Source organism: Streptomyces sp. NPDC107528, assembly GCF_055639295.1.
Window position 1 is genome coordinate 299143 of record NZ_JBVKAV010000010.1, and the last position, 19997, is coordinate 319139.

14 protein-coding genes and 2 pseudogenes are annotated in these 19997 nt (G+C 69.6%); 6 read left to right on the forward strand and 10 right to left on the reverse strand.

The window, feature by feature from the left end; translation table 11 throughout:
• Nucleotides 1-240: 240 nt before the first annotated feature.
• Together ACZ7L5_RS30755 and ACZ7L5_RS30760 are read left to right on the forward strand one after the other, a co-directional pair.
• On the forward strand, nt 241-1740 hold the full coding sequence (locus tag ACZ7L5_RS30755; RefSeq protein WP_471520658.1) for a family 43 glycosylhydrolase: 1500 nt from the start codon (nt 241-243) through the stop codon (nt 1738-1740).
• 57 nt (nt 1741-1797) lie between these two features.
• Nucleotides 1798-3303, forward strand: a complete 1506-nt coding sequence (locus ACZ7L5_RS30760; RefSeq protein WP_471520660.1) for a glycoside hydrolase — start codon at nt 1798-1800, stop codon at nt 3301-3303.
• Nucleotides 3304-3307: 4 nt separating this feature from the next.
• Here the strand turns inward: ACZ7L5_RS30760 and ACZ7L5_RS30765 are convergent, their stop codons facing one another.
• Nucleotides 3308-5518 (reverse strand): sulfatase-like hydrolase/transferase, encoded by a 2211-nt coding sequence (locus ACZ7L5_RS30765; RefSeq protein ID WP_471520662.1) that lies wholly within the window; start codon nt 5516-5518, stop codon nt 3308-3310.
• Between the two features lie 132 nt (nt 5519-5650).
• On the opposite strand from ACZ7L5_RS30765, the gene ACZ7L5_RS30770 reads away from it, so the two are divergent.
• Complete coding sequence (locus ACZ7L5_RS30770) at nt 5651-6577, forward strand: formylglycine-generating enzyme family protein (RefSeq protein WP_471520664.1); 927 nt, start codon at nt 5651-5653, stop codon at nt 6575-6577.
• Between the two features lie 101 nt (nt 6578-6678).
• Here the strand turns inward: ACZ7L5_RS30770 and ACZ7L5_RS30775 are convergent, their stop codons facing one another.
• The 8 genes from ACZ7L5_RS30775 to ACZ7L5_RS30810 form a co-directional block, all read right to left on the reverse strand.
• Nucleotides 6679-7464, reverse strand: coding sequence for a DeoR/GlpR family DNA-binding transcription regulator (locus tag ACZ7L5_RS30775; RefSeq protein WP_471520665.1), 786 nt, complete (start codon nt 7462-7464; stop codon nt 6679-6681).
• A 64-nt stretch (nt 7465-7528) separates the two neighbouring features.
• A complete protein-coding gene (locus ACZ7L5_RS30780; protein ID WP_471520667.1) occupies nt 7529-9781 on the reverse strand; it encodes an FAD-dependent oxidoreductase in 2253 nt (750 codons plus the stop codon).
• Nucleotides 9782-9898: 117 nt separating this feature from the next.
• A complete protein-coding gene (locus tag ACZ7L5_RS30785) occupies nt 9899-11647 on the reverse strand; it encodes a glycoside hydrolase family 35 protein (RefSeq protein ID WP_471520669.1) in 1749 nt (582 codons plus the stop codon).
• Nucleotides 11648-11691: 44 nt separating this feature from the next.
• Complete coding sequence (locus ACZ7L5_RS30790) at nt 11692-12648, reverse strand: MurR/RpiR family transcriptional regulator (RefSeq protein ID WP_471520671.1); 957 nt, start codon at nt 12646-12648, stop codon at nt 11692-11694.
• 79 nt (nt 12649-12727) lie between these two features.
• On the reverse strand, nt 12728-14068 hold the full coding sequence (locus tag ACZ7L5_RS30795) for an ABC transporter substrate-binding protein (protein WP_471520673.1): 1341 nt from the start codon (nt 14066-14068) through the stop codon (nt 12728-12730).
• A 54-nt stretch (nt 14069-14122) separates the two neighbouring features.
• A complete protein-coding gene (locus ACZ7L5_RS30800; protein ID WP_471520674.1) occupies nt 14123-15070 on the reverse strand; it encodes a carbohydrate ABC transporter permease in 948 nt (315 codons plus the stop codon).
• Nucleotides 15070-15987 (reverse strand): carbohydrate ABC transporter permease, encoded by a 918-nt coding sequence (locus ACZ7L5_RS30805; RefSeq protein ID WP_471520676.1) that lies wholly within the window; start codon nt 15985-15987, stop codon nt 15070-15072. The genes ACZ7L5_RS30800 and ACZ7L5_RS30805 overlap by 1 nt, the downstream gene beginning before the upstream one ends.
• Before the next feature lie 329 nt (nt 15988-16316).
• On the reverse strand, nt 16317-16490 hold the full coding sequence (locus ACZ7L5_RS30810; RefSeq protein WP_471520678.1) for a hypothetical protein: 174 nt from the start codon (nt 16488-16490) through the stop codon (nt 16317-16319).
• 232 nt (nt 16491-16722) lie between these two features.
• On the opposite strand from ACZ7L5_RS30810, the gene ACZ7L5_RS30815 reads away from it, so the two are divergent.
• The 3 genes and pseudogenes from ACZ7L5_RS30815 (at nt 16723) to ACZ7L5_RS30825 (ending at nt 18775) form a co-directional block, all read left to right on the forward strand.
• Entirely contained in the window at nt 16723-17097 is a 375-nt protein-coding gene (locus tag ACZ7L5_RS30815; protein WP_471520679.1) for a nuclear transport factor 2 family protein, read from the forward strand.
• Between the two features lie 142 nt (nt 17098-17239).
• A pseudogene (locus ACZ7L5_RS30820) lies at nt 17240-18002 on the forward strand (dioxygenase family protein).
• A 428-nt stretch (nt 18003-18430) separates the two neighbouring features.
• Nucleotides 18431-18775, forward strand: coding sequence for a DUF805 domain-containing protein (locus ACZ7L5_RS30825; protein ID WP_471520681.1), 345 nt, complete (start codon nt 18431-18433; stop codon nt 18773-18775).
• A gap of 507 nt (nt 18776-19282) precedes the next feature.
• Here the strand turns inward: ACZ7L5_RS30825 and ACZ7L5_RS30830 are convergent.
• Nucleotides 19283-19732: pseudogene (locus ACZ7L5_RS30830) on the reverse strand (sensor histidine kinase family protein); the annotation flags it as partial.
• Nucleotides 19733-19997 lie beyond the last annotated feature (265 nt).

The following is a 19997-nucleotide window of genomic DNA, read 5'->3' on the forward strand; positions in this document are numbered from 1 at the left end:
GTCACACCCGTCACATGGCCTGCTGACCTGCGGTGATGTGGGCCAGAGCCTCATGTCTGCGGGTCGCGGAGCGGGAAGCGGCGCCGCCACATCGCTCATGTCACCTGCGTGGTGTGCGCCGTCCGTATCAGGTCGGCCGCTCCGGCATGGAAATTTCTTTCACGTCAGGGTCAATTAGTTGGCGTTCGTGATAATTCTTTGCGTCACGTCAATCCACGTCGATGCCAACCGAGGAGCCCCGTGAGCCTCCCCTCCCGCACCAAGCATCTGACCGCGCTGGCCGCCGCTGCCGCCCTTGTTCTCACCGGCGGCCTCACGCCGTCGGCCCAGGCCGCCGAGCCCGCGTCCCATCTGGCCAATGACACCGTCTGGAAGGACACCAACGGCAATCCGATCCTCGCCCAGGGCGGCAACGTCCTGAAGGTGGGCAACACCTACTACTGGGTTGGCCAGGCGCTGGTGATCGGCCAGCCCAAGGCGATCAACCTGTACAGCTCGACCGACCTGGAGAACTGGAAGTTCGAGAAGGCCATCCTGAAGCAGGACGGCTCCAAGCCCTACCTGACCTACCCGCTGTGGCTCGGACGCCCCCAGCTCATCCAGCGCCCGGACGGGAAGTTCGTCGTGGTCGCCGAGGTCAACAACGGCGACCAGAACCGCAATCAAATCCTCTTCGCCACGAGCGACACCGTCGACGGCACGTACACACCGACCGGTGACCCCACAGAGGTGAACGGCAACACCACCGGCGACCACTCCGTCTTCGTGGACGGTGACAAGGCGTACCTCGTCTATGTGGGCGACGTGGGCAGCGGTGGGTCGAAGCAGATCAACCAGACCGTCAACGTGGCCCCCCTCAACGACACCTGGACCGGAGTGAAGCCGGCGATATACACCGAGTCGTCCGCCCACAAGGAGGCCCCGGCCATCCTCAAGGCCAACGGGAAGTACTACCTGTTCGGCTCCGGCATGGACTACTGGAACGCCACGCCCACCTCCTACCGCGTCAGCAGCACCCTCGGCGGATGGGGCTCGGCACCGGGCTGGAAGCAGGTCACGACACGGCCCGCGTCGAACAACTCCTTCGGGACGCAGTTCGAGCAGATCATCCCCGTGGTCGGCCAGAACGGCACGACGTCGTACCTCTACAACGGCGACCGGTACTCGCAGTTCTACAGCAGGCCCGAACCCGCGCCGGGGGGTGTCGGTCTGAACGCCTGGTACCCGCTCACCTTCGACAACGGCGAGCCCGTACTGCACGGTCACACCGACGTCGACGTCGACACCACCGCCGGAACCGTCACCGGCAACCGGGTCGCCAACGGCCGCTTCGACCAGGACGTCGTCGGCACCAGGATCCCCCAGTGGAACACCACCAAGGCCAACGGGGCCGCCAGGGTGGAGGAGTCCCAGCTGGGGAACAGCCGCCGGCAACTCACCCTGTGGGACGACGCGCCCTACACCTCATGGGTCAATCAGGAGGTCACCCTCCCCGACGGCACCTATGAACTGTCCTTCGACTACCGCTCCTCGGGCGGCCAGACCAGCGCCTACTTCGAGGTCAAGGGACACGGCGGGAGCACTCCGCCGGTGCACCTCAAAACCGCGCAGGACGCCTGGGCCACGAAGAAGGTGACCTTCACCGTGTCGACCGGCAAGGTCAACCTCGGTGTCTGGGCGGACAGCCCGGCCGGCAAGTGGCTCAACGTCGACAACGTGGCTGTCTGGCCGGCTGGTTGATGCCCCGAGAAGACGTGATCCCCAAAAGAACTCGCCGAACGAACGGAGACATGAACGATGCGCCGTAGAACCCTCTTGGCAGCGGCAGGAGCGGGTGTCCTCGGCAGCGCGCTGGCGACAGGCACCGCGCGGGCCGACTCGACGATCGCCGTCGACCCTTCCAAGACCTATGGCACCTGGGAAGGCTGGGGCACCTCTCTGGCCTGGTGGGCGAATGTGTTCGGTGTGAGCGCCGGCTACGCCGACGTGTTCGCCGACCTGTTCTTCACCGACAAGTGGGTGACGTACCGGGGCGCGTCACGGCCCGGACTCAACCTGGACATCGCCCGCTACAACCTGGGTGCCTGCAGTTGGAACGCCGTGAACGGCAGCAGTATGGCCGTCTCACCCAACATCCCCTGGTTCAAGCAGATCGAGGGGTACTGGCTGGACCCGCGCGACGAGAATCCGGCGTCCACCGCCTGGAACTGGAACGCCGACCGCGCGCAGCGCACCATGCTGCTCAAAGCGGTTCAGCGTGGTGCGCACAGCGAACTGTTCGCCAACTCCCCCATGTGGTGGATGTGCAAGAACCGCAACCCCTCGGGAGCGGCCAGTTCCAAGAACGACAACCTCGCTCCCGAGCACTACCGCCGGCACGCCCTGCACCTGGCGTCCGTCGCGCAGCACGCGCGCGACGAATGGGGCGTCGACTTCGTGTCCGTGGAACCCTTCAACGAGCCCAGCTCCGGGAACTGGTACGCCAACTTCCGACAGGAGGGCTGCTACATGAGCGCGCCGGTGCAGGCCGCCGTACTGCCCGAACTGCGCCGGGAACTGGACCGCTGCGGCCTCACCGCCACGAAGATCGCCGCCTCGGACGAAGCGGAGGTCGACACGGCACTCGCGACCTGGGGCAAGCTGGACGCCTCGGCGAAGGCGCTCGTGGACCGGGTCAACGTGCACGGCTACCAGGGCGCGGGAGGCAATCGGGCAGGTCTCTACTCGCAGGTGGTGACCACGGGCCGCAAGGGCCTGTGGAACTCGGAGACCGGCACCGGCACGGCGAACGGCTTCTCCATGGCCATGTACCTGCTGAGCGACCTCCATGCCCTGCACCCGACGGCCTGGGCCTACTGGCAGCCCCTGGACCCCCACCCCGAGTGGGCCATGTTCCACTACACGGCGGCCGCGCAGCGCAACCCGGACGACCCCGCTCTCGGGGCAACGCTGGGAGCGGTGAACGCCAAGTACTACGTGATGGCCCAGTTCAGCCGGCACATCCGCCCGGGCATGAAGATGCTCCACACCGGGGTGCCGCATGCCGCCGCCGCCTGGGACGAGGCGGCGCGGAAGCTGGTCATCGTCGTTGCCAACAACTCGACCGCCCGGACGAACATCACGTTCGACCTGTCCCGCTTCTCGGCGGTGACCGGCGGCCCCGGCGGTGTGGTGCCTCGCTGGAACACGGGTGTCGGGGAGACATACGTGCGCCGCGAGGCAGGCCTCACCGGGAAGACGGTGACGATCCCCATCAACACGATGTGTGTGCAGACCCTGGAGATCGACGGCGTCGCTCTCTAGCGGGTCAGACCTTGACGTGGGCCGACGCCCAGGACGTGTGGTCGTAGGAGCCGTTGCCGTTGGCGTCCTCAACGACCAGCCGGAGCACCTGCACGCCCGTGACGTCCACGTCGACCTTCTTCGGTCCGCCGGCGGCAGTCAGCGCAAGGCTGTCGAAGAGCTGGGCCGCGTCACCGAACACGGTGGCGCGGACGCCGCCGGCGTCGGACATCTGGGCGGAGTAGTCGTCGATGCCCACGAGCGCGGTGAACCGCGTCGCCTTCCCGCCCAGGTAGTAGACGACCTCCGAGGGGGCGTGCACTCCCAGGCCCTTGGCGTAAGTGGTCCCGGCGAGACTGATGGCGGGACCGTCTCCGGCGCCCTGCTTGCCGTTGCTGCGGTTCCGTTCGACCGGGCCCCACCCATTGGACGCCCGCACCCAATCCAGGTCGCTCACATAGGAGTCGGCGGCGGGCGGCGCGGGCACCGTGGCGATCACCTCGACCGGGTCCCGGTCGCTGAATCGCACGGTGTTGCCGCCGTAGACCGCCGTGGCGTCGGCGCGCACGGTGAACGGCGTGTCCAGGGCCGCGGTCGAGGGTGGTGTCACTTCGAAGGACACGGTGAGGGAGCCACCGGCGGCGAGCTGGGCCTGCGTCGTGGGGGTGGTCGCGCGGTACTGCCAGCCCGTCGGCACGGTGAGCGTGACACCGGGGTTGGTCCAGGCGGAGGAGGACGCGTTGCCGAGGGTGGCGCGCACCGTGAAGGCCCCTGCGCGCGTCACGAATCCGGGTCCCTTCAGGGACAGTCCGTGTGGCCGGCGTGCGGAGGTGTCCGCCCAGGAGGAACGCATCAGCGCCGTGAGCGCCGCGACGTCCGCGGGACGCGAGGCCGCGATGTTCGTCTTCTCGCCCGGGTCCGTAGCCAGGTCGTACAGCTCGAAGTGCCACTGGGAGTCCGGCGCCGAACGGTCACGTGCCGGTGCGAAGCGGACCGCCTTCAGCGGGCCCTTGCGGACGGCCTCCGCGAGCCGGTTCCCGCGGCCGCCGTCCGCCTGGTTGGAGAGGCTGGTGGTGTACGGGTCGTTGCGCATCCAGTACAGGTGATCGTGCCACTGCACGTTCGTGCTGGTGAACAGGGGGACCACGGACATGCCGTCGATGTCCCTGGGGGCCGGCGCGCCGCCCAGCTGGGCGAAGGTGGGCAGCAGGTCGGTCAGCGGAGTGGGGCGGTCGGTGGTGCCCACCCGGACCTTGCCCGGCTGCCGGGCGATGAGCGGGACGCGCACTCCGCCCTCGTAGAGGTTGCGCTTGATGCCGCGCAAGGGGCCGTTCGCGTCGAAGGTGTCCGGGTTGACGCCGCCTTCCTGGTGCGGGCCGTTGTCGCTGGAGACGAGGACCAGGGTGTCCTCGCCGATGCCGAGCGCCTCCAGGCGGTCCACGACCTTGCCGACGAGCGTGTCGAGGCGGGTGACCTGGGCGGCGTGCTTCTTGTCCGCATCCGACCAGGGCTTGCCGGCGTACGGGCCGGTGTTCGGGATGTCCGAAGGCGCGTGCGGAAGAGTGGGGGTGAGGAACAGCAGGAACGGCTCGGCGGCGTGGGCGTCGATGAATTCCAGTGCGCGCTGCTCCATGAGGTCGGGCGCGTACTTGCCCCGGGCGCCGTTCGCGTTCTCTGGGATGTCTGCCTTCTCGCCGTTGTGCCACAGGTAGGACGGGTAGTACTCGTGGGCGTGCCCGTGGTTGATGTAGCCGTAGAACTCCTCGAAGCCGCGGGCGTTGGGGTGGCTCGGCTGGTCGGCCAGGTCCGGTCCGAAGCCCCACTTGCCGATGCAGGCCGTGCGGTAGCCGCGTGAGCGCAGCACCTCGGCGAAAGTGGTGTCGCCGTCACCGAGTGAACCCTGCGGGCCGCTGAAGGGGTTCTGGCGTACGGCGGCGTGCCCGGTGTGCAGGCCGGTCAGCAGCGAGCAGCGTGAGGGTGCGCAGACCGCCGCCGTGGCGTAGGCCCGGGTGAAGCGCAGGCCCTGCGCCGCCAGTTCGTCGATTCTCGGTGTGGCGATGAGGCTCTGGCCGTAGGAGCCCAGCTCGCTCCAGCCGAGGTCGTCCGCGAGGACCAGGACGATGTTCGGGGCGCGGCCGGCGGCTGCGACCGGGGCGGCCGCGGCGCGCGTCGCGGGCAGTGAGGCAAGGGTCAGCGCCGCGGCTGAACCGGCGAGGAACTGGCGACGATTGGGCATGACGGCTCCTGGCGGTGTGGGTTTCGTGGACTTTCGGAGAGCTCCGTGTTGAGGTCTGATGTTCCGTGTACGAACAGGAGGTGTCCATTGACCGCACACGAGTCCGCACCGACATCCGGCAGGGGTCTTGACATGTGCTGCGCCCCCGCCCGGGGCGGGGAAGCACCACCCGCGGCGCCGCCCGCCGTCCCGCGGGGCCGCAGAGCGTCCGGCGCGGGAACGGTGAAGCTGCCGGGCGGCACGTTCCGCATGGGCAACGAGGACGCGCACGCCAACTCCGGTGACGGCGAGGGGCCGGTGCGCCAGGTCACCGTCTCGCCGTTCCGCATGGACGAGACAGCTGTGACCAACGCCCAGTTCGCCGCCTTCGTCAAGGACACGGGCCATGTCACTGCCGCCGAGCGGTCGGGCTGGTCCTACGTCTTCGCGGGCTTCCTCACGCCCGAGCGGGTGCGGGCCACTCGGAGCGCGGCCGGCACTCCGTGGTGGCGGGGCGTGGCGGGTGCCTCCTGGCGGGCGCCCGAGGGCCCCGGGTCGGCAGTCGACGGCCGGGCCCGGCACCCCGTCGTCCATGTGACCTGGGACGATGCCCGGGCCTATGCCGCGTGGGCGGGCAAGCGACTGCCGACCGAGGCCGAGTGGGAGTACGCGGCGCGCGGCGGTCTCGACCAGGCCCGCTACCCGTGGGGTGATGAACTCACCCCGCGCGGCCGCTGGCGCTGCAACATCTGGCAGGGTGAATTCCCCGTGGTCAACACGGCTGAGGACGGACATGTGGGCACCGCCCCGGCCGACACCTACCGGCCCAACGCGTACGGCCTGTTCAACATGGTGGGCAACGTCTGGGAGTGGGTCGCCGACCGGTTCACCGCGATCCACGAGGCCGCCGCGAGCACCGACCCGCGAGGCCCCGGAGAGGGCGACCGACGGGTCATGCGCGGCGGCTCCTACCTCTGCCACGACTCCTACTGCAACCGCTACCGGGTGGCCGCCCGTACGGCCAACACCCCGGACTCCAGCACCGGCAACTGCGGCTTCCGCTGCGCGGTGGACCTCTGAGGACGGGCAAGCTCCGGTCCCGGCCACCGAACCGCTCAAACCCGGTGCGTGATTGCGGCTCGCCCGCGGCCCTCCCGAGCCGTCCGCTCGTGCGGCGGAGCTCATCCCGGCGGCACCCTCACCACCGTGGCGCGGACTCCGCGCCCGCGCAGCGCGGCCACCGTCTCCGGGGCCACCAGGGAGTCGGTGACCACGGTGTCGACGGCGTCCAGGCCCGCGATCGCCGCCTTGCGCACCCGGCCGAACTTGGAACTGTCGACGACGACGATCACGTGCTCCGCCCGCTCCAGCATGACCCGGTCGATCTCCGCGGCGTGCGGGCTGAAGCGGGTCAGGCCGGCGTCAGGGCTGATGCCGTCGGCGCCCACCACCGCGTAGTCGAACCGGTAGGAGCGCAGCGTCTTCACGGCGGCCATGCCCACGAGATCGTCGGACAGCGGCCTCGCCGTACCGCCGGTCAGCACGACCTCGACCAGCTGACGGGTCATCAGGGAACCTGCTGTCTCAAGGCCGTTGGTGACGACGGTGAGACCCGAACGGCCGGCCAGGCTCCGTGCGACGAAGCCGACGGTGCTGCCGCCGCCGAGCGCCACGGTGAGCGGGCGGCGCGGGATCAGCGCGCAGGCCAGGGCACCGATGCGGCGCTTCGCTTCGACATGGTGCGAGCGGCGCAGGCCGACCGGGAGTTCGGCGCCGGGGCGGACCGCGGTGATCTTTCCGTACGACCGCCGGATGAGCCCCCTCTCCTCCATCACGGCGAGGTCCCGGCGGACCGTGGCCTCGGAGACGCGGAGAACGGCGGGCAGCAGCCGCACCCGCACTTCCCCGCGCCGCGTGAGGAGGCCCAGCGTCATCGAGATGCGCGCGTCACGTCTTCGGTCAGCCATCGGGCTCTCCCTCGCTGCGATGAGAGGGGACGTTCGCGGACCGCTCGGGTGCGGACGCCGTCGTTCACCGCTGCGCGGCGAAGACGCGCACACCGACCACGGTGGCCCACTCCGATCCGTTGGTGGCGTCGGCGGTCAGCCGCAGGGCCGTGGCCCGAACCGGTTCCCCGAGCACATGGGAGCGGCGGCGTTCACGGTTGTCCCGGACGGCGACGAGGGTGTGCCAGGCGCCGCCGACGAGCGCCTCCACCCGGTAGTCGCGGATCAGTTCGGGCATGACCGGGAACGGCGTGCGGTGGTGGTGCAGGTTCACCAGGTCGATGTCGACGTCGTCGTTGAGGACGAGGTCGAACGAGCCGATCTCCCGTGCCTCCTCCCAGTCGAGCCGGATCCACGGCCTCGGGTCGGTGGCGAGCGACTCGGACGACCACATGCGCGGGCCGTGGTACGGGCGTTGCAGCGGCCCGGTCACCTGGCCGGGGGCATACGCGGTGCTCTCGCCCCCCACCGCGACGACGGGGCAGCGCCGCCGCAGTTCCTCGGCGGACCAGGCGTTGGACTGCGGCCGCTCGGTGACGGTGCGCGGTGTGCGGCTCACCAGGCCGAGCACCCCGTAGGGCCCCGGCCGGTCGACGACGACGAGGGACAGCGCGGGGTCGCGCCGGACCAGGACGACCACGTTCTCCCCGTCCGGGGCCTTGTGGGCGAACGGCGCACGTACCCAGTGCGTGCCCGGGTCGATCCCGACCGTCGCCTCGTCCAGCTTCTCGACGGGAATGTGGTTCTCGCCGCCGCCGGTCGACCACAGTTCCAGTCGTACCCCCGCGGCCCCGGTCGCCTCCAGGAGAACTTCCACGAACTCCACGGCCGGCTCGACCGGGAGAAGGATGCCCACGTCCCGGCCGTCGAGGGAGAACCTGCTGGTCTCCTCGCCGGGGCGGGGCCGCACGGACGGCGCTCCCAGCCGGCTGGAGGCTGTGACCTCCGCGGTCCGGGCGAGGTCGGCCGGGTCGTGCCATCCGACGCCGAGCAGCGAGGCGTCGTGCCGCAGCAGGGTCTGCTGGAGCAGGTCGATGTGGTCGTCGGCCAGTTGCCGGGGGCTCAGGCCGTCACGGACACACAGGGCCGCCGCCGTTCCCGCGGCCTCGCCCGTGACCGCGCAGGTGGCCATGACCCGGGTGGTGCCGAACGCGACATGGGTGGCGGAGATGTCCCGGCCCGCCAGGAGGAGATTGCCGACGTTGCGCGAGTACAGGCTGCGGAACGGAATGTGGTACAGCCCCGCCGCGAACAGGTGCTTGGAGCCGTCCTCCTCGGCGTACATGCCGCCGGCCGGATGCAGGTCGATGGACCAGCCGCCGAAGCCGACGGCGTCGGGGAAGCGCCGCTGCTCGATGATGTCCTGCTGGGTGAGCACGTGGTCGCCGACGAAGCGCCGGTACTCCCGCTTGCCCGGCACGGAACCGACCCACTCCAGGGTCAGGGTGTCCGCGTCGAACTTCCCGGAGTTCTTGATGTGGTCCCAGATGCCGTAGATCACGGCCCACAGTTCGTCGCGGATCTCCTCGTGGTCGGCGACGGCGTCGCGGTCCCCGCCGTACTCGATCCACCAGTAGTCGCAGCCGTTGGCGGTCGTCCGGATGGGGCGGTTGCGCACGATCGAGGTGGCCGAGATGTCCTTGGTGATGGAGGGCGGTACGAAGCGCACCGGCTCCCCGGTGTCCTTCGTGTAGAAGAACATCGTGCTGCCCAGCATCTCCGAGTCGGCCAGGCCCGGCGCCCACTCCTCCCCGTACTCGTGCGCCGCCTCGCGTCCCGTGCGGTACCAGGCACCCGCGAGCGCCCCGACGAGCCCGTCGCCGGTGGCGTCGACGAAGACCGGCGAGGTGAAGCGGATGATCCGCTCCGAGCCCATCTGCCAGCCGGTGACGGCGCGCACCGCGCGCTCGGCGTCGGGACCGTCGGCCTCCACCTCACGCACATCGGTGTTGAGGTAGAGCCGGATGTTCGGCTCGGCGCGGACGGCGTCGTGCACGACCTGGTCCCAAAGGAAGGGGTTGCCCTCCGGGTTGCGGTACTGGTTCTCCCGGAACAACTCGCCCATGACACCGGTCTCGCGGGCGAATTTCTGGGCGCCGTGCGCGGTGGCGCCGCACACCCACACGCGGATCTCGCTGCTGGCGTTGCCGCCGAGGACGGGGCGGTTGTTGATCAGGGCCACTCTGGCACCGGTCCGGGCCGCACCGATGGCGGCCGCCACACCCGCGAGGCCTCCCCCCACGACGGTGACGTCGGTCTCGACCGATAGCCGCTGCATGTCTGCTCTCTTTCTCCGCGCGGATGCGCTCTGTGAGGATCGATGAAATTCACTACCGCTCTACGGGTATTCGCGCCCGAACGCTGCAAAAAATTTGCCCTATGAGCGGCGGCCCGGTTACTCCGCGGGGCCCAGGTCGGGGCGGTCCCGCAGATGGACCACCGGCGTGTGCACCCCGTGCAGTTCGAGCACCACGATCTCGTTCACGCCCTGGCGCAGTACGGGTCCCGGGACGTACAGCGACCGCTGCGGACCCCTGGACCAGTAGCGGCCGAGGGCGAAGCCGTTGATCCAGGCGTTGCCCTTGCTCCAGCCGGGCAGATGCAGGAACGCGTCGGCGGGGCTGCGCACCTCGAATGTGCCCCGGTGGAACGCCGGACCGGCTTCGACGATCCCGTCGCCGAACGGCACGTCCTCAAGGGTGGTCAGCGGCAGGGGAGTGGTGGTCCAGTCGGTCAGGTCCTCGCCGTTGAAGGAGACCGGTCCCGCGAGCCCCTTCCAGTCCCGCAGGCCGGGACCGTAGTTGACGCGTCCCTGGTTCTCGACGAGGAGCGTGAGCCGGCTGTGGGGAGCCGGTGACCTCAGGCTGAGGGCCGTCTCGTGGTTCTCGCGCTCCAGTGTGCCGACGGGCTGCCCGTCGACGAACACCTGCGCCCGGTCGCGCACTCCGGACAGCCGCAGCGTGCCGGGGCCCTCGGCAGGGAGCACCGTCTCGTACAGCACGAACCCGAAGTCCTGCCCCAGCTCCTCCATGGTGAGCGGCCGGTCGGCACGCTGCGGGGCGCCGAGCCGGACCGCCTGGGTCAGCAGCGACGCGCGCTCGGTCATGCGGATGCCGTGCAGGTCGAGCTTCCGGCCGGCCGGGGGCACCGGATCCGCGGGCAGGGGCGCGTACTTGGCGATGGTGTCGCGGAAGAGCCAGAACTTCTCGGTGGGGTCACCGGCCTCGTCGAGCGGCGAGTCGTAGTCGTAGGAGGTGACGGTGGGCCGGTAGTGGCCCTTGTCGTTGGCGCCGTTGGTGAAGCCGAAGTTGGTGCCGCCGTGCAGCATGTAGATGTTGACGGACGCTCCGCACGACAGGATCTCGTCGAGCGTGGCGGCCTTGTCGGCGGCCGGACGGGTGCCGTGCCCGCCGCCCCAGTGGTCGAACCAGCCCGACCAGAACTCGGCGCACATGAGGGGGCCGGAGGGCTGGTGCTTGCGCAGTGTGCGGAGCTTCGTCGTGGCGTCGCCACTGAAGTTGACGGTCCTCAGGACGCCCGGCAGACCGCCGTCGGCGAGGTCGTCCGCCTGGTCGGAGGTGAACAGCGGCACATCGACGCCACCCTTGCGGAGCATGGTGACGAGCCGTTCGAGGTAGGCGGTGTCGCCCAGTCCCGAGGCGCCGTACTCGTTCTCGACCTGGACGGCGATCACCGGGCCGCCCTGCGTCGCGAGGTGGGGGCGCACCAGGGCCAGCAGCGGGGCGAAGTACCGTGCCACCGGCTCCAGATAGCGCGGGTCGCAGGTGCGCAGCCGGATGTCGGGATCGGTGAGCAGCCAGGACGGCAGGCCGCCGGCCTCCCACTCCGCGCAGATGTAGGGACCGGGCCGGAGCAGCACGTGAAGGCCTTCGGCCGCGGCCAGGTCCAGGAAGCGGGGGAGGTCGAGGCCCCCGTCCAGGAGGAGCGGGCCGTCGCGGTGCGGCTGGTGGAGGTTCCACGGCACATAGACATCGACCGTGTTCAGGCCCATCAGGCGGGCCTTGTGCAGCCGGTCGGCCCACTGCTCGGGGTGGATACGGAAGTAGTGCAGGCTGCCGGAGATGATCTGCAGCGGCTCGTCGCCGATGCGGAAATCGTCGTCGACGATGGTCAGTTCAGGCATGGATGTTCGTCCGTCCGGTTCTGGCACAGGGCCACGGGGGCGGGTCAGTGCATCGTGTCGTTGAAGAAGTCCTGGCCACGGGGAGAACCCCCGGGCTCCTCGCCGCGGCTCATCCGGTCGTAGATCCGGTCGGGAACGCGCTGGGCGACCAGCGCCCACAGCAGGGCGCCCACCAGGGAGTCGCTCGACCGGCCGGCGAAGTAGTCCGTCCAGGAGTTGCCGGTGCCCGTGCCGGTGTGCAGCACCACGTCGACCGCCTCGGCGAGGGGCGAGGCCGGGTCGCCGGTGATCAGCGCGGTCAGTGCTCCGTGGTCGCGGGCCACCTCGACGAACCGCAAGGGGGCGTCCCCCTCGCCGGAACGGGAGACCACCAGTGCCACGTCTCCCGGCGTGAGCAGGCTCGCGCCGACCTGGGCGAAGTAGGAGCCCTCGCCGAACCAGACGGGGATGCCGATGCGGAACAGCCGCAGATACAGCTCCTGGGCCGGCGGGGCGTCGCCCCACTCGCCGAAGAGCTGCACACGGCCGGCCGCGGCGATGCGGTCCGCCAGCCGGGCCATGGCGTCGAGGTCCACCGACGCCATGGCGTTGCGTGCCGCACTGAACTGATTGGCCGCCAGGGTGCTGAGGACCTTCGACGGCGGGTCCTGCGGGGTGATGGCGGAACCGATGTCCTTCTCCCAGCCCGCCTGCACATCGCGCCCGTGCTCCCGGGCGAGGGCGGCGCGCAGCTCCGGGAATCCGTCGAAACCCAGGGCGGTGGACAGGCGGGTGATGGTCGCCGCCGAGGTGTGGGCCTGCTCCGCGAGCCAGGTGATGGAGCTGCGGCCGGCGACCGCGGGATCGCGCAGAATCACCTCGGCGACACGCAGCTTGGCACCGGTGAGCCCGGACAGCGCCGAGCGCAGCAACTCCAGCGGACTGGCCTCGCTCACCCCCTCGGTGCGCCGTCCCCGCGCGGACGCGGCGGCGTCCTCGGCCGAGTTCGGGTCTTGGCTCACGGGCTGCTCTCCCACGGTGACGCGAACACGGTCGCCCTCCTCCACGCTGCTCTCGACAGGACTGACAGGTTATGCCTGCTCAGCCGATGGTGAAGCCTTGTTCCCCGCCGTAGCGGACCAGCTCCTCCTGCCAGGCGTTCAAGCCGTCCTGGAGCTTCATGGAGCCGGTGAACGCCTTGCCCACCTTGTCATTGAAGATGCTGGTGGCGTACACGTCGTAGGGCAGGTACTGCCAGCCGGGCCGCACGTCGGCGAGGGAGTCGGTGAAGACGCGGTTCACTTCCTGGCCGCCGAAGTACTCGTCCTTCTGCCCGAGGAACGCCTCGGACTGCAGGACCTCTGCCCGGGCCGGGAACGAGCCGGACTTCTGCGCGATGTCGGCGCCCTTGCCGGTGCTCGCGTAGCGCAGGAACGCCGCGGCGGCGAGCTGGTTCTTGCTCTGCTTCATCAGGGCGAGGCTGCCACCGCCGTTGACGGAGCTCGCCGGCTTCCCGTCAAAGCTGGGCAGGGGGGCCACCCGCCAGTCACCGGCGGCGTCGGCCACTCCGGACTTGAGCGTGCCGCTCATCCAGGCTCCGGACAGCAGCGTCGCGATGTTGCCCTTCGCCAGGCCCTTGTACCACTCCGGGCTCCAGCCGGCGACCGGCGACAGGAGCTTGTCGTCGAGGAGCTTTTGGTACATGGACGCGTACTTCTTGGTGCCCGCGTCCTTGAGGTCGATGGTCACCTTGTCGCCCTGCACGCCGAACGGCCGGCCGCCCGACGCCGAGATGAGGCTCTGCGTGAGCCCGGCGTTGCCCTCGTCGGCGGCGATGTAGGTGTCCGGGTCGGCGGCGTGCAGCTTGCGGGCCGCAGCGATGTACTCGTCCCAGGTGGCCGGCACGTCGATGTCGTACTTGTCGAAGACCTTCTTGTTGTAGAACAGCGCCATCGGGCCCGCGTTGAGCGGAAGCTCGTACAGGCCGCCGTCGATCTGGACGGAGTCCCAGGTGGCCTGCGTGAACTCCTTCTCCAGGGCGTCGAAGCCGAAGGCGCTCAGATCGACCAGCGAACCGGGCATCGCGAACTGCGGGACGGCGCTGTACTCGACGGTGGCCAGGTCGGGCCCGCCGTCGCCCGCCTTGATGGCGTTCTGCAGTTTGGTGTACTGCTCCGGGCCGGTGCCGACGTTCTCGACCTTGACCTTGATCTTCGGGTGTTCCTTCTCGAACGCCTCGGCGACGTCCGGGAGACTCGCGGACCAGCTCCAGACGGTGATGGTGGTCGGCTTGTCGAGCGCCTTGCGTATGTCCGCCTCGCTGTGGGTCGACGTCTTGGTCGCGCTGTCGGTGCCGCCGCCGCAGGCGCTCAGGCTCACCGCGGTGAGGGCCGCGCCGAGCAGCACGGCGGTGGTTCTGAGCAGGCCGGATCTGTTTGTCATGGGGATGTCCTCGAATCGGGGAGTTACGGACGGAGTCGGGTGCCCGCCGGGATGTCAGCCCTTGGTGCTGCCGGCGGCCAGACCGGACTGCCAGAAGCGCTGGAGGGTGATGAAGACGATCACCAGGGGGATGATCGTCAGGAGCGAGCCGGTGATGACGAGATGGGTGATGACCTCGCCGTCGGCGGTGTTCGCCTGGGCGTTCCACTGGTTGAGACCCACGGTCAGCGGGAACCACTGGGGGTCGTTGAGCATGATCAGCGGCAGGAAGTAGTTGTTCCAGGCGCTGACCACCTCGAGCAGGAAGATGGAGACGAGGGCCGGGGAGAGCAGCCGCAGCGCGATGGTGAAGAAGATGCGGAAGTCGCCCGCGCCGTCGACGCGGGCGGCGTCGATGATCTCGTCCGGGATGGCCTCGTTGGCGTAGCTGTACAGGAGGAACAGGCCGAAGGGGGTGACGAGGAGGGGGATCAGCACCGCCCAGGGCGTGTTGGTCAGTCCCAGTTCGCCGAAGAGCAGGAAGGCCGGCACCGCCAGGGCCGTGCTGGGCACGGCGACGGCTCCCACCACGACGGCCAGGAAGGCACGCCGGCCGGGGAAGTCGTACTTGGCCAGACCGTACCCGGCGAGCGCGGCCAGGAGCGTCGCGCCGACGGCGCCGATGGCGACGTACAGCACGGTGTTCGCGAGCCAGCGCAGGTAGATGCCGTCGTTGTAGGTGAGGACGCCGGTGATGTTGTCCCAGAGGGCGAAGTCGTCGCCGAACCAGAGCCCGAAGGTGGAGAAGAGCTGGTCGCGTGACTTGGTGGAGTTGACCGCGAGCCAGACCAGCGGCATCAGGCTGTACAGCAGCGGAAGCGTCATCAGCGCGGTCAGCAGGGCCGAGCGGCGAGGCTTGCTTCCGCCGCCGGATCGGCCGCGGCGGGCCGGTATCCGCTTGCGCTGGGGGGCGGGGGCCGCTCGCCCGGCGGCGGGGACGGGCTTTTCCTCGGCGGTGAGCATCACGCCGCTCCTCTCATGCCCCGGCGCTGCACGACGAAGGCGAACAGACCGGTCACCACGCCCATGATCACCGCGACGGTGGCGGCGGCGTTGTACTGCTGTCCGTTGAACGACAGGCTGTAGGCGTACATGTTGGGCGTGAAGTCGGTACTGATGACGTTGGGCACCAGGCCGCGCAGGATGTTCGGCTCGTTGAAGAGCTGGAAGCCGCCGATGACGGAGAACATCGTGGTCACCGCGAGCGTGGAGCGGATGGCCGGCAGTTTGATGTGTGCGATGACGTGCCAGGACCTGGCTCCGTCGAGCTTCGCCGCCTCGAAGATCTCGGCGGGTACGGCCTTGAGCGCGGCGTAGAAGACGAGCATGTTGTAGCCGACGTACAGCCACAGCACGATGTTGCCGATCGACGGCAGGATCAGAGCGCTCGACAAGGGGTCGGGCAGGGCGATGTCCAGGTACTGCCTGACATCGCCGACCAGGCCGAACTGCGCCCCGTAGATGTAGCCCCACAGCAGTGTGGCCACCACGCCCGGTACCGCGTAGGGGAGGAAGAGGCCGAGCCGGAAGACGGTCGGCGCGTAGAGCTTCGCGCTGTCGAGCGCCAGGGCGGCGGCCAGCGCGAGGAGCATCATGAGCGGCACCTGCACGAGCAGGTAGAGGCCGACCCGGGTGACGGCGGACCAGAAGCGGGGATCGCTCAGCTGGGCCTGGTAGTTGTCGAGCCCCACGAAGGACACCCCGCCGATGAGGCGCTCCCGGAAGAGGCTCAGGCCGAGGGTGTAGAGGATCGGGGCGACCACGGCGAGCAGGAACGGCGCCGTGAACGGCAGGACGAACGCCCATCCCGTGAGCCGTCGCCGCAGGGGCCGGCGCGGGGCCGCGGGCGCCCTGAGGGCTGAGAGGCCCGACTTCTTCATAGGAACTCCAGAGAACTGCTGAGACGCACGACGGCTGGAGCCTGGCGGGCCACAACCGGCCGACCGAGCGGCACAAATTTATTTCATGATGTGGCCGGTTGTGTAGATGTGCGGATAATTATTTTCATCCGCTTCGGCGGCGCTCCTCACCAGACCATGCTCGGCGCGCCACAGGAACGGGGACTTCCCCTAGTGGCCGGTCCAGGTCCGGCACGACACGCGCCTGGGGCAGGCCGCGGACCGCCGCGCGGCCAGGAACAGCCCGACCCGGCGGTCGCCCGGCACGCCCGCGACCGCGAGCGGACGGGGCGACTGCCGCCGGGAACCTGTCACTCCGCCACCGCTGTGCAGCGACGGCCCTCGTCCGCGTCCTCGGGCCGGTCCGCGATGCCCGCGCCCAGGTCGACCTGGACACCGTGGGGCGTCAGCTGCTGCCGGACCCGCTCGGCCACCGACTCGCTCAGGGAGTGGTGGTGCAGGTCCAGCTTGGACAGGTGGATCAACGGCCGGCCCTCCAGCAGCGCCCCACGCGCCCAGGGCGCTCAACGTGCCATGGACACCGCGGGCGGCGTGAGGTCGGTCCCCCAACTCCCCTGCGCACAAAGTTCCATACGACTGCGATGCCAGTCCATGGTGGCCGGTGTCGGGCGCCCTGAGGATGGTGGACGCGGCCGGGCCCGGAGCGGTTCGTGCCGCATGACCTCCAGCGATGAACACCGATGCAAGGAGCGACAGATGTCCGCCAACGGCAGGCTTGTTCTGGATGCGATGACGGCTCTCTTCGTCAACCGTGACACCAGCGTCGTCGAGCGCTACTGGAGCGAGGACTACCGTCAGCACAACCCCGACATGGTGGATGGCCGTGACCACATCGCCGGCGTCGTGGCGAGCCTGGGGGAGGACTTCCGCTACGAGCCGGGGGTCGTCATCGACGGCGGTGAGTACGTGGCCATCCACGGGCGTTACACCGGTTACGCGGCCAAGCCCCTGGTGGCCGTGGACATCTTCCGCATCGAGGACGGCAAGCTCGCCGAGCACTGGGACGTCCTCCAGGAGGAAGTCCCCGCGGCTGACACCAAGAGTGGCCGGTCCATGCTGACCAGCGACTGACCGGCCCTGTGGTGGCAGCCTCCTCGCTCCCGGGAGGCTGCCACCCAACGCCTTGTTCCTGGAGTAAGTCATGTCTGCTGTCACGCCGGAGACGCCGGAGACGCCGGAGACGCCGGACGCGTCGGCCGTCGTACCGAACCGCATGCCCGCCCTGTTCCTCAGTCACGGCGCGCCGCCCCTCGCCGACGACCCCGTCTGGCCCGGTGAACTCGCCGCCTGGTCCACAGCCTTGCCCCGCGCCAGGGCGATCCTCATGGTCTCCGCCCACTGGGAGGAGGCCCCGCTCGCGCTGGGCGCGGTGAGAACCGTCCCGCTCGTCTACGACTTCTCGGGCTTTCCCGAGCACTACTACCGGGTGCGGTACGCCGCTCCCGGCGCACCTGAGCCGGCCGAGTCCGTGCGCAAGCTGCTGCGCGCCGCCGGAACACCGGTGCAGGACTTCCCCGACCGCGGCCCCGACCACGGCGCCTACGTTCCCCTCGTCGAGATGTTCCCCGCCGCCGACATCCCTGTCCTGCAGATCTCCATGCCCACCCTCGACCCCTCGCGTCTGATGGACATCGGTCGCAAGCTCGCCCCTCTGCGCGACGAGGGGGTGCTCATCGTGGGCTCCGGTTTCTTCACCCACAATCTGGCCGCCCTGCGCCACGCGGGAGTGCCCAGCTGGTCCCACGAGTTCGACGACTGGGGCAGACAGGCGCTGGAGTCCCGCGACTGGGACGCACTGCTGGACTTCCTCGACAAGGCCCCGGCCGGCCGCTACGCGCACCCGCGCACCCGCGCACTTCGCCCCGCTGTTCGTGGCCATGGGTGCGGCGGAGGCGGACGGCGCGCTGGACACACAGAGGACGGTGATCGACGGATTCTGGAACGGTCTGGCCAAGCGGTCCGTGCAGTTCGGCTGAGCCGGCGCGCGCAAAGTTCCCGAACGTGCTGCGCACTTGCCCGGTTCATGTGCGACCTTGCGCCGTGAGCGGCCCCTGACCTGCGGGGGCTTCGGCTGGGCCGAAGCCACGCGGTATCGCCGGAATCAGCAACACTCACTTCCGATGCGCATTTCAATTACTCACGCGCGTTCTCCGCCCGGGACTGTATAAGATCTACGGTTCTCGTTTTCCCGTACTGCCGAGATAAATCGCCCGATTTCGCACGGTGAGATGCTGGGCGGCGAGAGATGAACGGCCGGACTGTCAGTGCCCGCTGTTAGCGTGCAGTTGTTCGATCCGCTCGGGGGTTTCCTTGTCATTCCCCCTGCCCGGAACGGGTAACCGGCGTCCCCGAAGCGCGCACGGCATTCACCTTTTCCGGCGCTCATTCCCTTCGTGGAGAATTCATGAACTGGTATCTCACTGCTCTGAAGAAGTACGCCACATTCTCCGGCCGCGCCCGGCGCGCGGAATTCTGGATGTTTGTCCTGTTCCACAGCCTGGCCGTCCTGGTGGCCGGCGTTGCCGACGCCGTCCTCGGCTGGGGACTGTGGCTGACCATCGTCTATGTCCTCTTCTCCTTCATCCCGACCCTGGCCGTCTCGGTCCGGCGCCTGCACGACACCGACCGCGCGGGTTGGTGGCTGCTGATCGGCCTGATCCCGCTCGCCGGCATCGTGCTGTTCGTCTTCGACGTCCTCGAAGGGACGTCGGGTCGCAATCAGTACGGCCCGGACCCCAAGAGCGCCTAGCGCGGATCGCTGATGCGACGAGGGACCGGATCGCGCCGCTGATGCCGGCCGATCCGGTCCCACTCAACTCCCCTCTGTCGCACTGCGGATCAAATACGCGGCGCCGGACCGGGAAGAGGACGACACGCACACCCGTAAGTCAGCGCAGACTGCCGGAGGCCCTCGGTGGTGGCCTCGCCACGACAGCGACGCACCGCGGAGTGGAATCGCCACCGCGGTGGTCGTGGGGGAGGCCGCCTGTCCGGTCGACACCGGCGGGGGAGCGAGCACGCATTTGGCGCGGGCTGGTTTGTCTCCGGCCGGCGTCGCGGGGTGTTTCTCACCCACCCGCACTCCGACCACATGATCGACCTCGGGACGCTTCTCCTCCTCAGCCAGTTCGACCGCGCGGCTCCCCGGCTGCCGCCCCTGCGCATCGTCGGGCCCGGCCGCCGGGGGACGCTGCCGGCCCCGCCTCCGCACATCGAGCGACCGGTCCGTCGTCACTCCCGAGAACCCCACCCCGGGGACCGAGGGCCTGGTGCGGGTGCTGCTCGCCGGGCCGTCGTCCAGGGTCCGGATCGCACAGCGGCCGGCACCGGTCTCGACGGAGGCGACCACCGTCGTGCCCGGCGGGGTGTGGGCCCGTGCGTTGGACAGGAAGCCGGCCACCACCTGACGCAGCCGGGCCGCGTCACCCAGGACCAACGGCGTGTCGTCGAGGCGGAGTTCGAGCTGCCATTCATGGTCTCCCCCGGCGGCCCGCGTGTCCCACACCGCCTCCGCGACCAGCGCCGCCACATCCACCTCGGCGGACTGCAGGGGGCGGCCCTCGTCCAGCCGGGCCAGCGGCAACAGGTCCTCCACCAGGCCCGTCATCCGGGCCGACTCCGCCCGGACGCGGCGCCAGGCGAGCATCGGCTCGATCCGGCCGGTGCCGCGGTTCATGAGTTCGGCGTACCCGGCGATCGAGGCGAGTCCTTCGCACCGCCGATGGACCCTTTCGAGATCCACCGCGACGCGCTGGTCAGCGTGACCGCGACCCTGGCGGCCCACCCGCCGACCGCTCCGGCGTTCGCCTTCCCGTTCACCACTGCCGAGGGCTCCGTGACGATCTCGGGGGACACGGCGCCGTGCGACAACCTCGTGCGCCTGGCCCGGGACACGGACCTGCTGCTGCACGAAGCCATCGACCTGGAGGCGATCGTGCGAGCAGCGCCAGGGCCCCCGTCCCTCGGTGCGA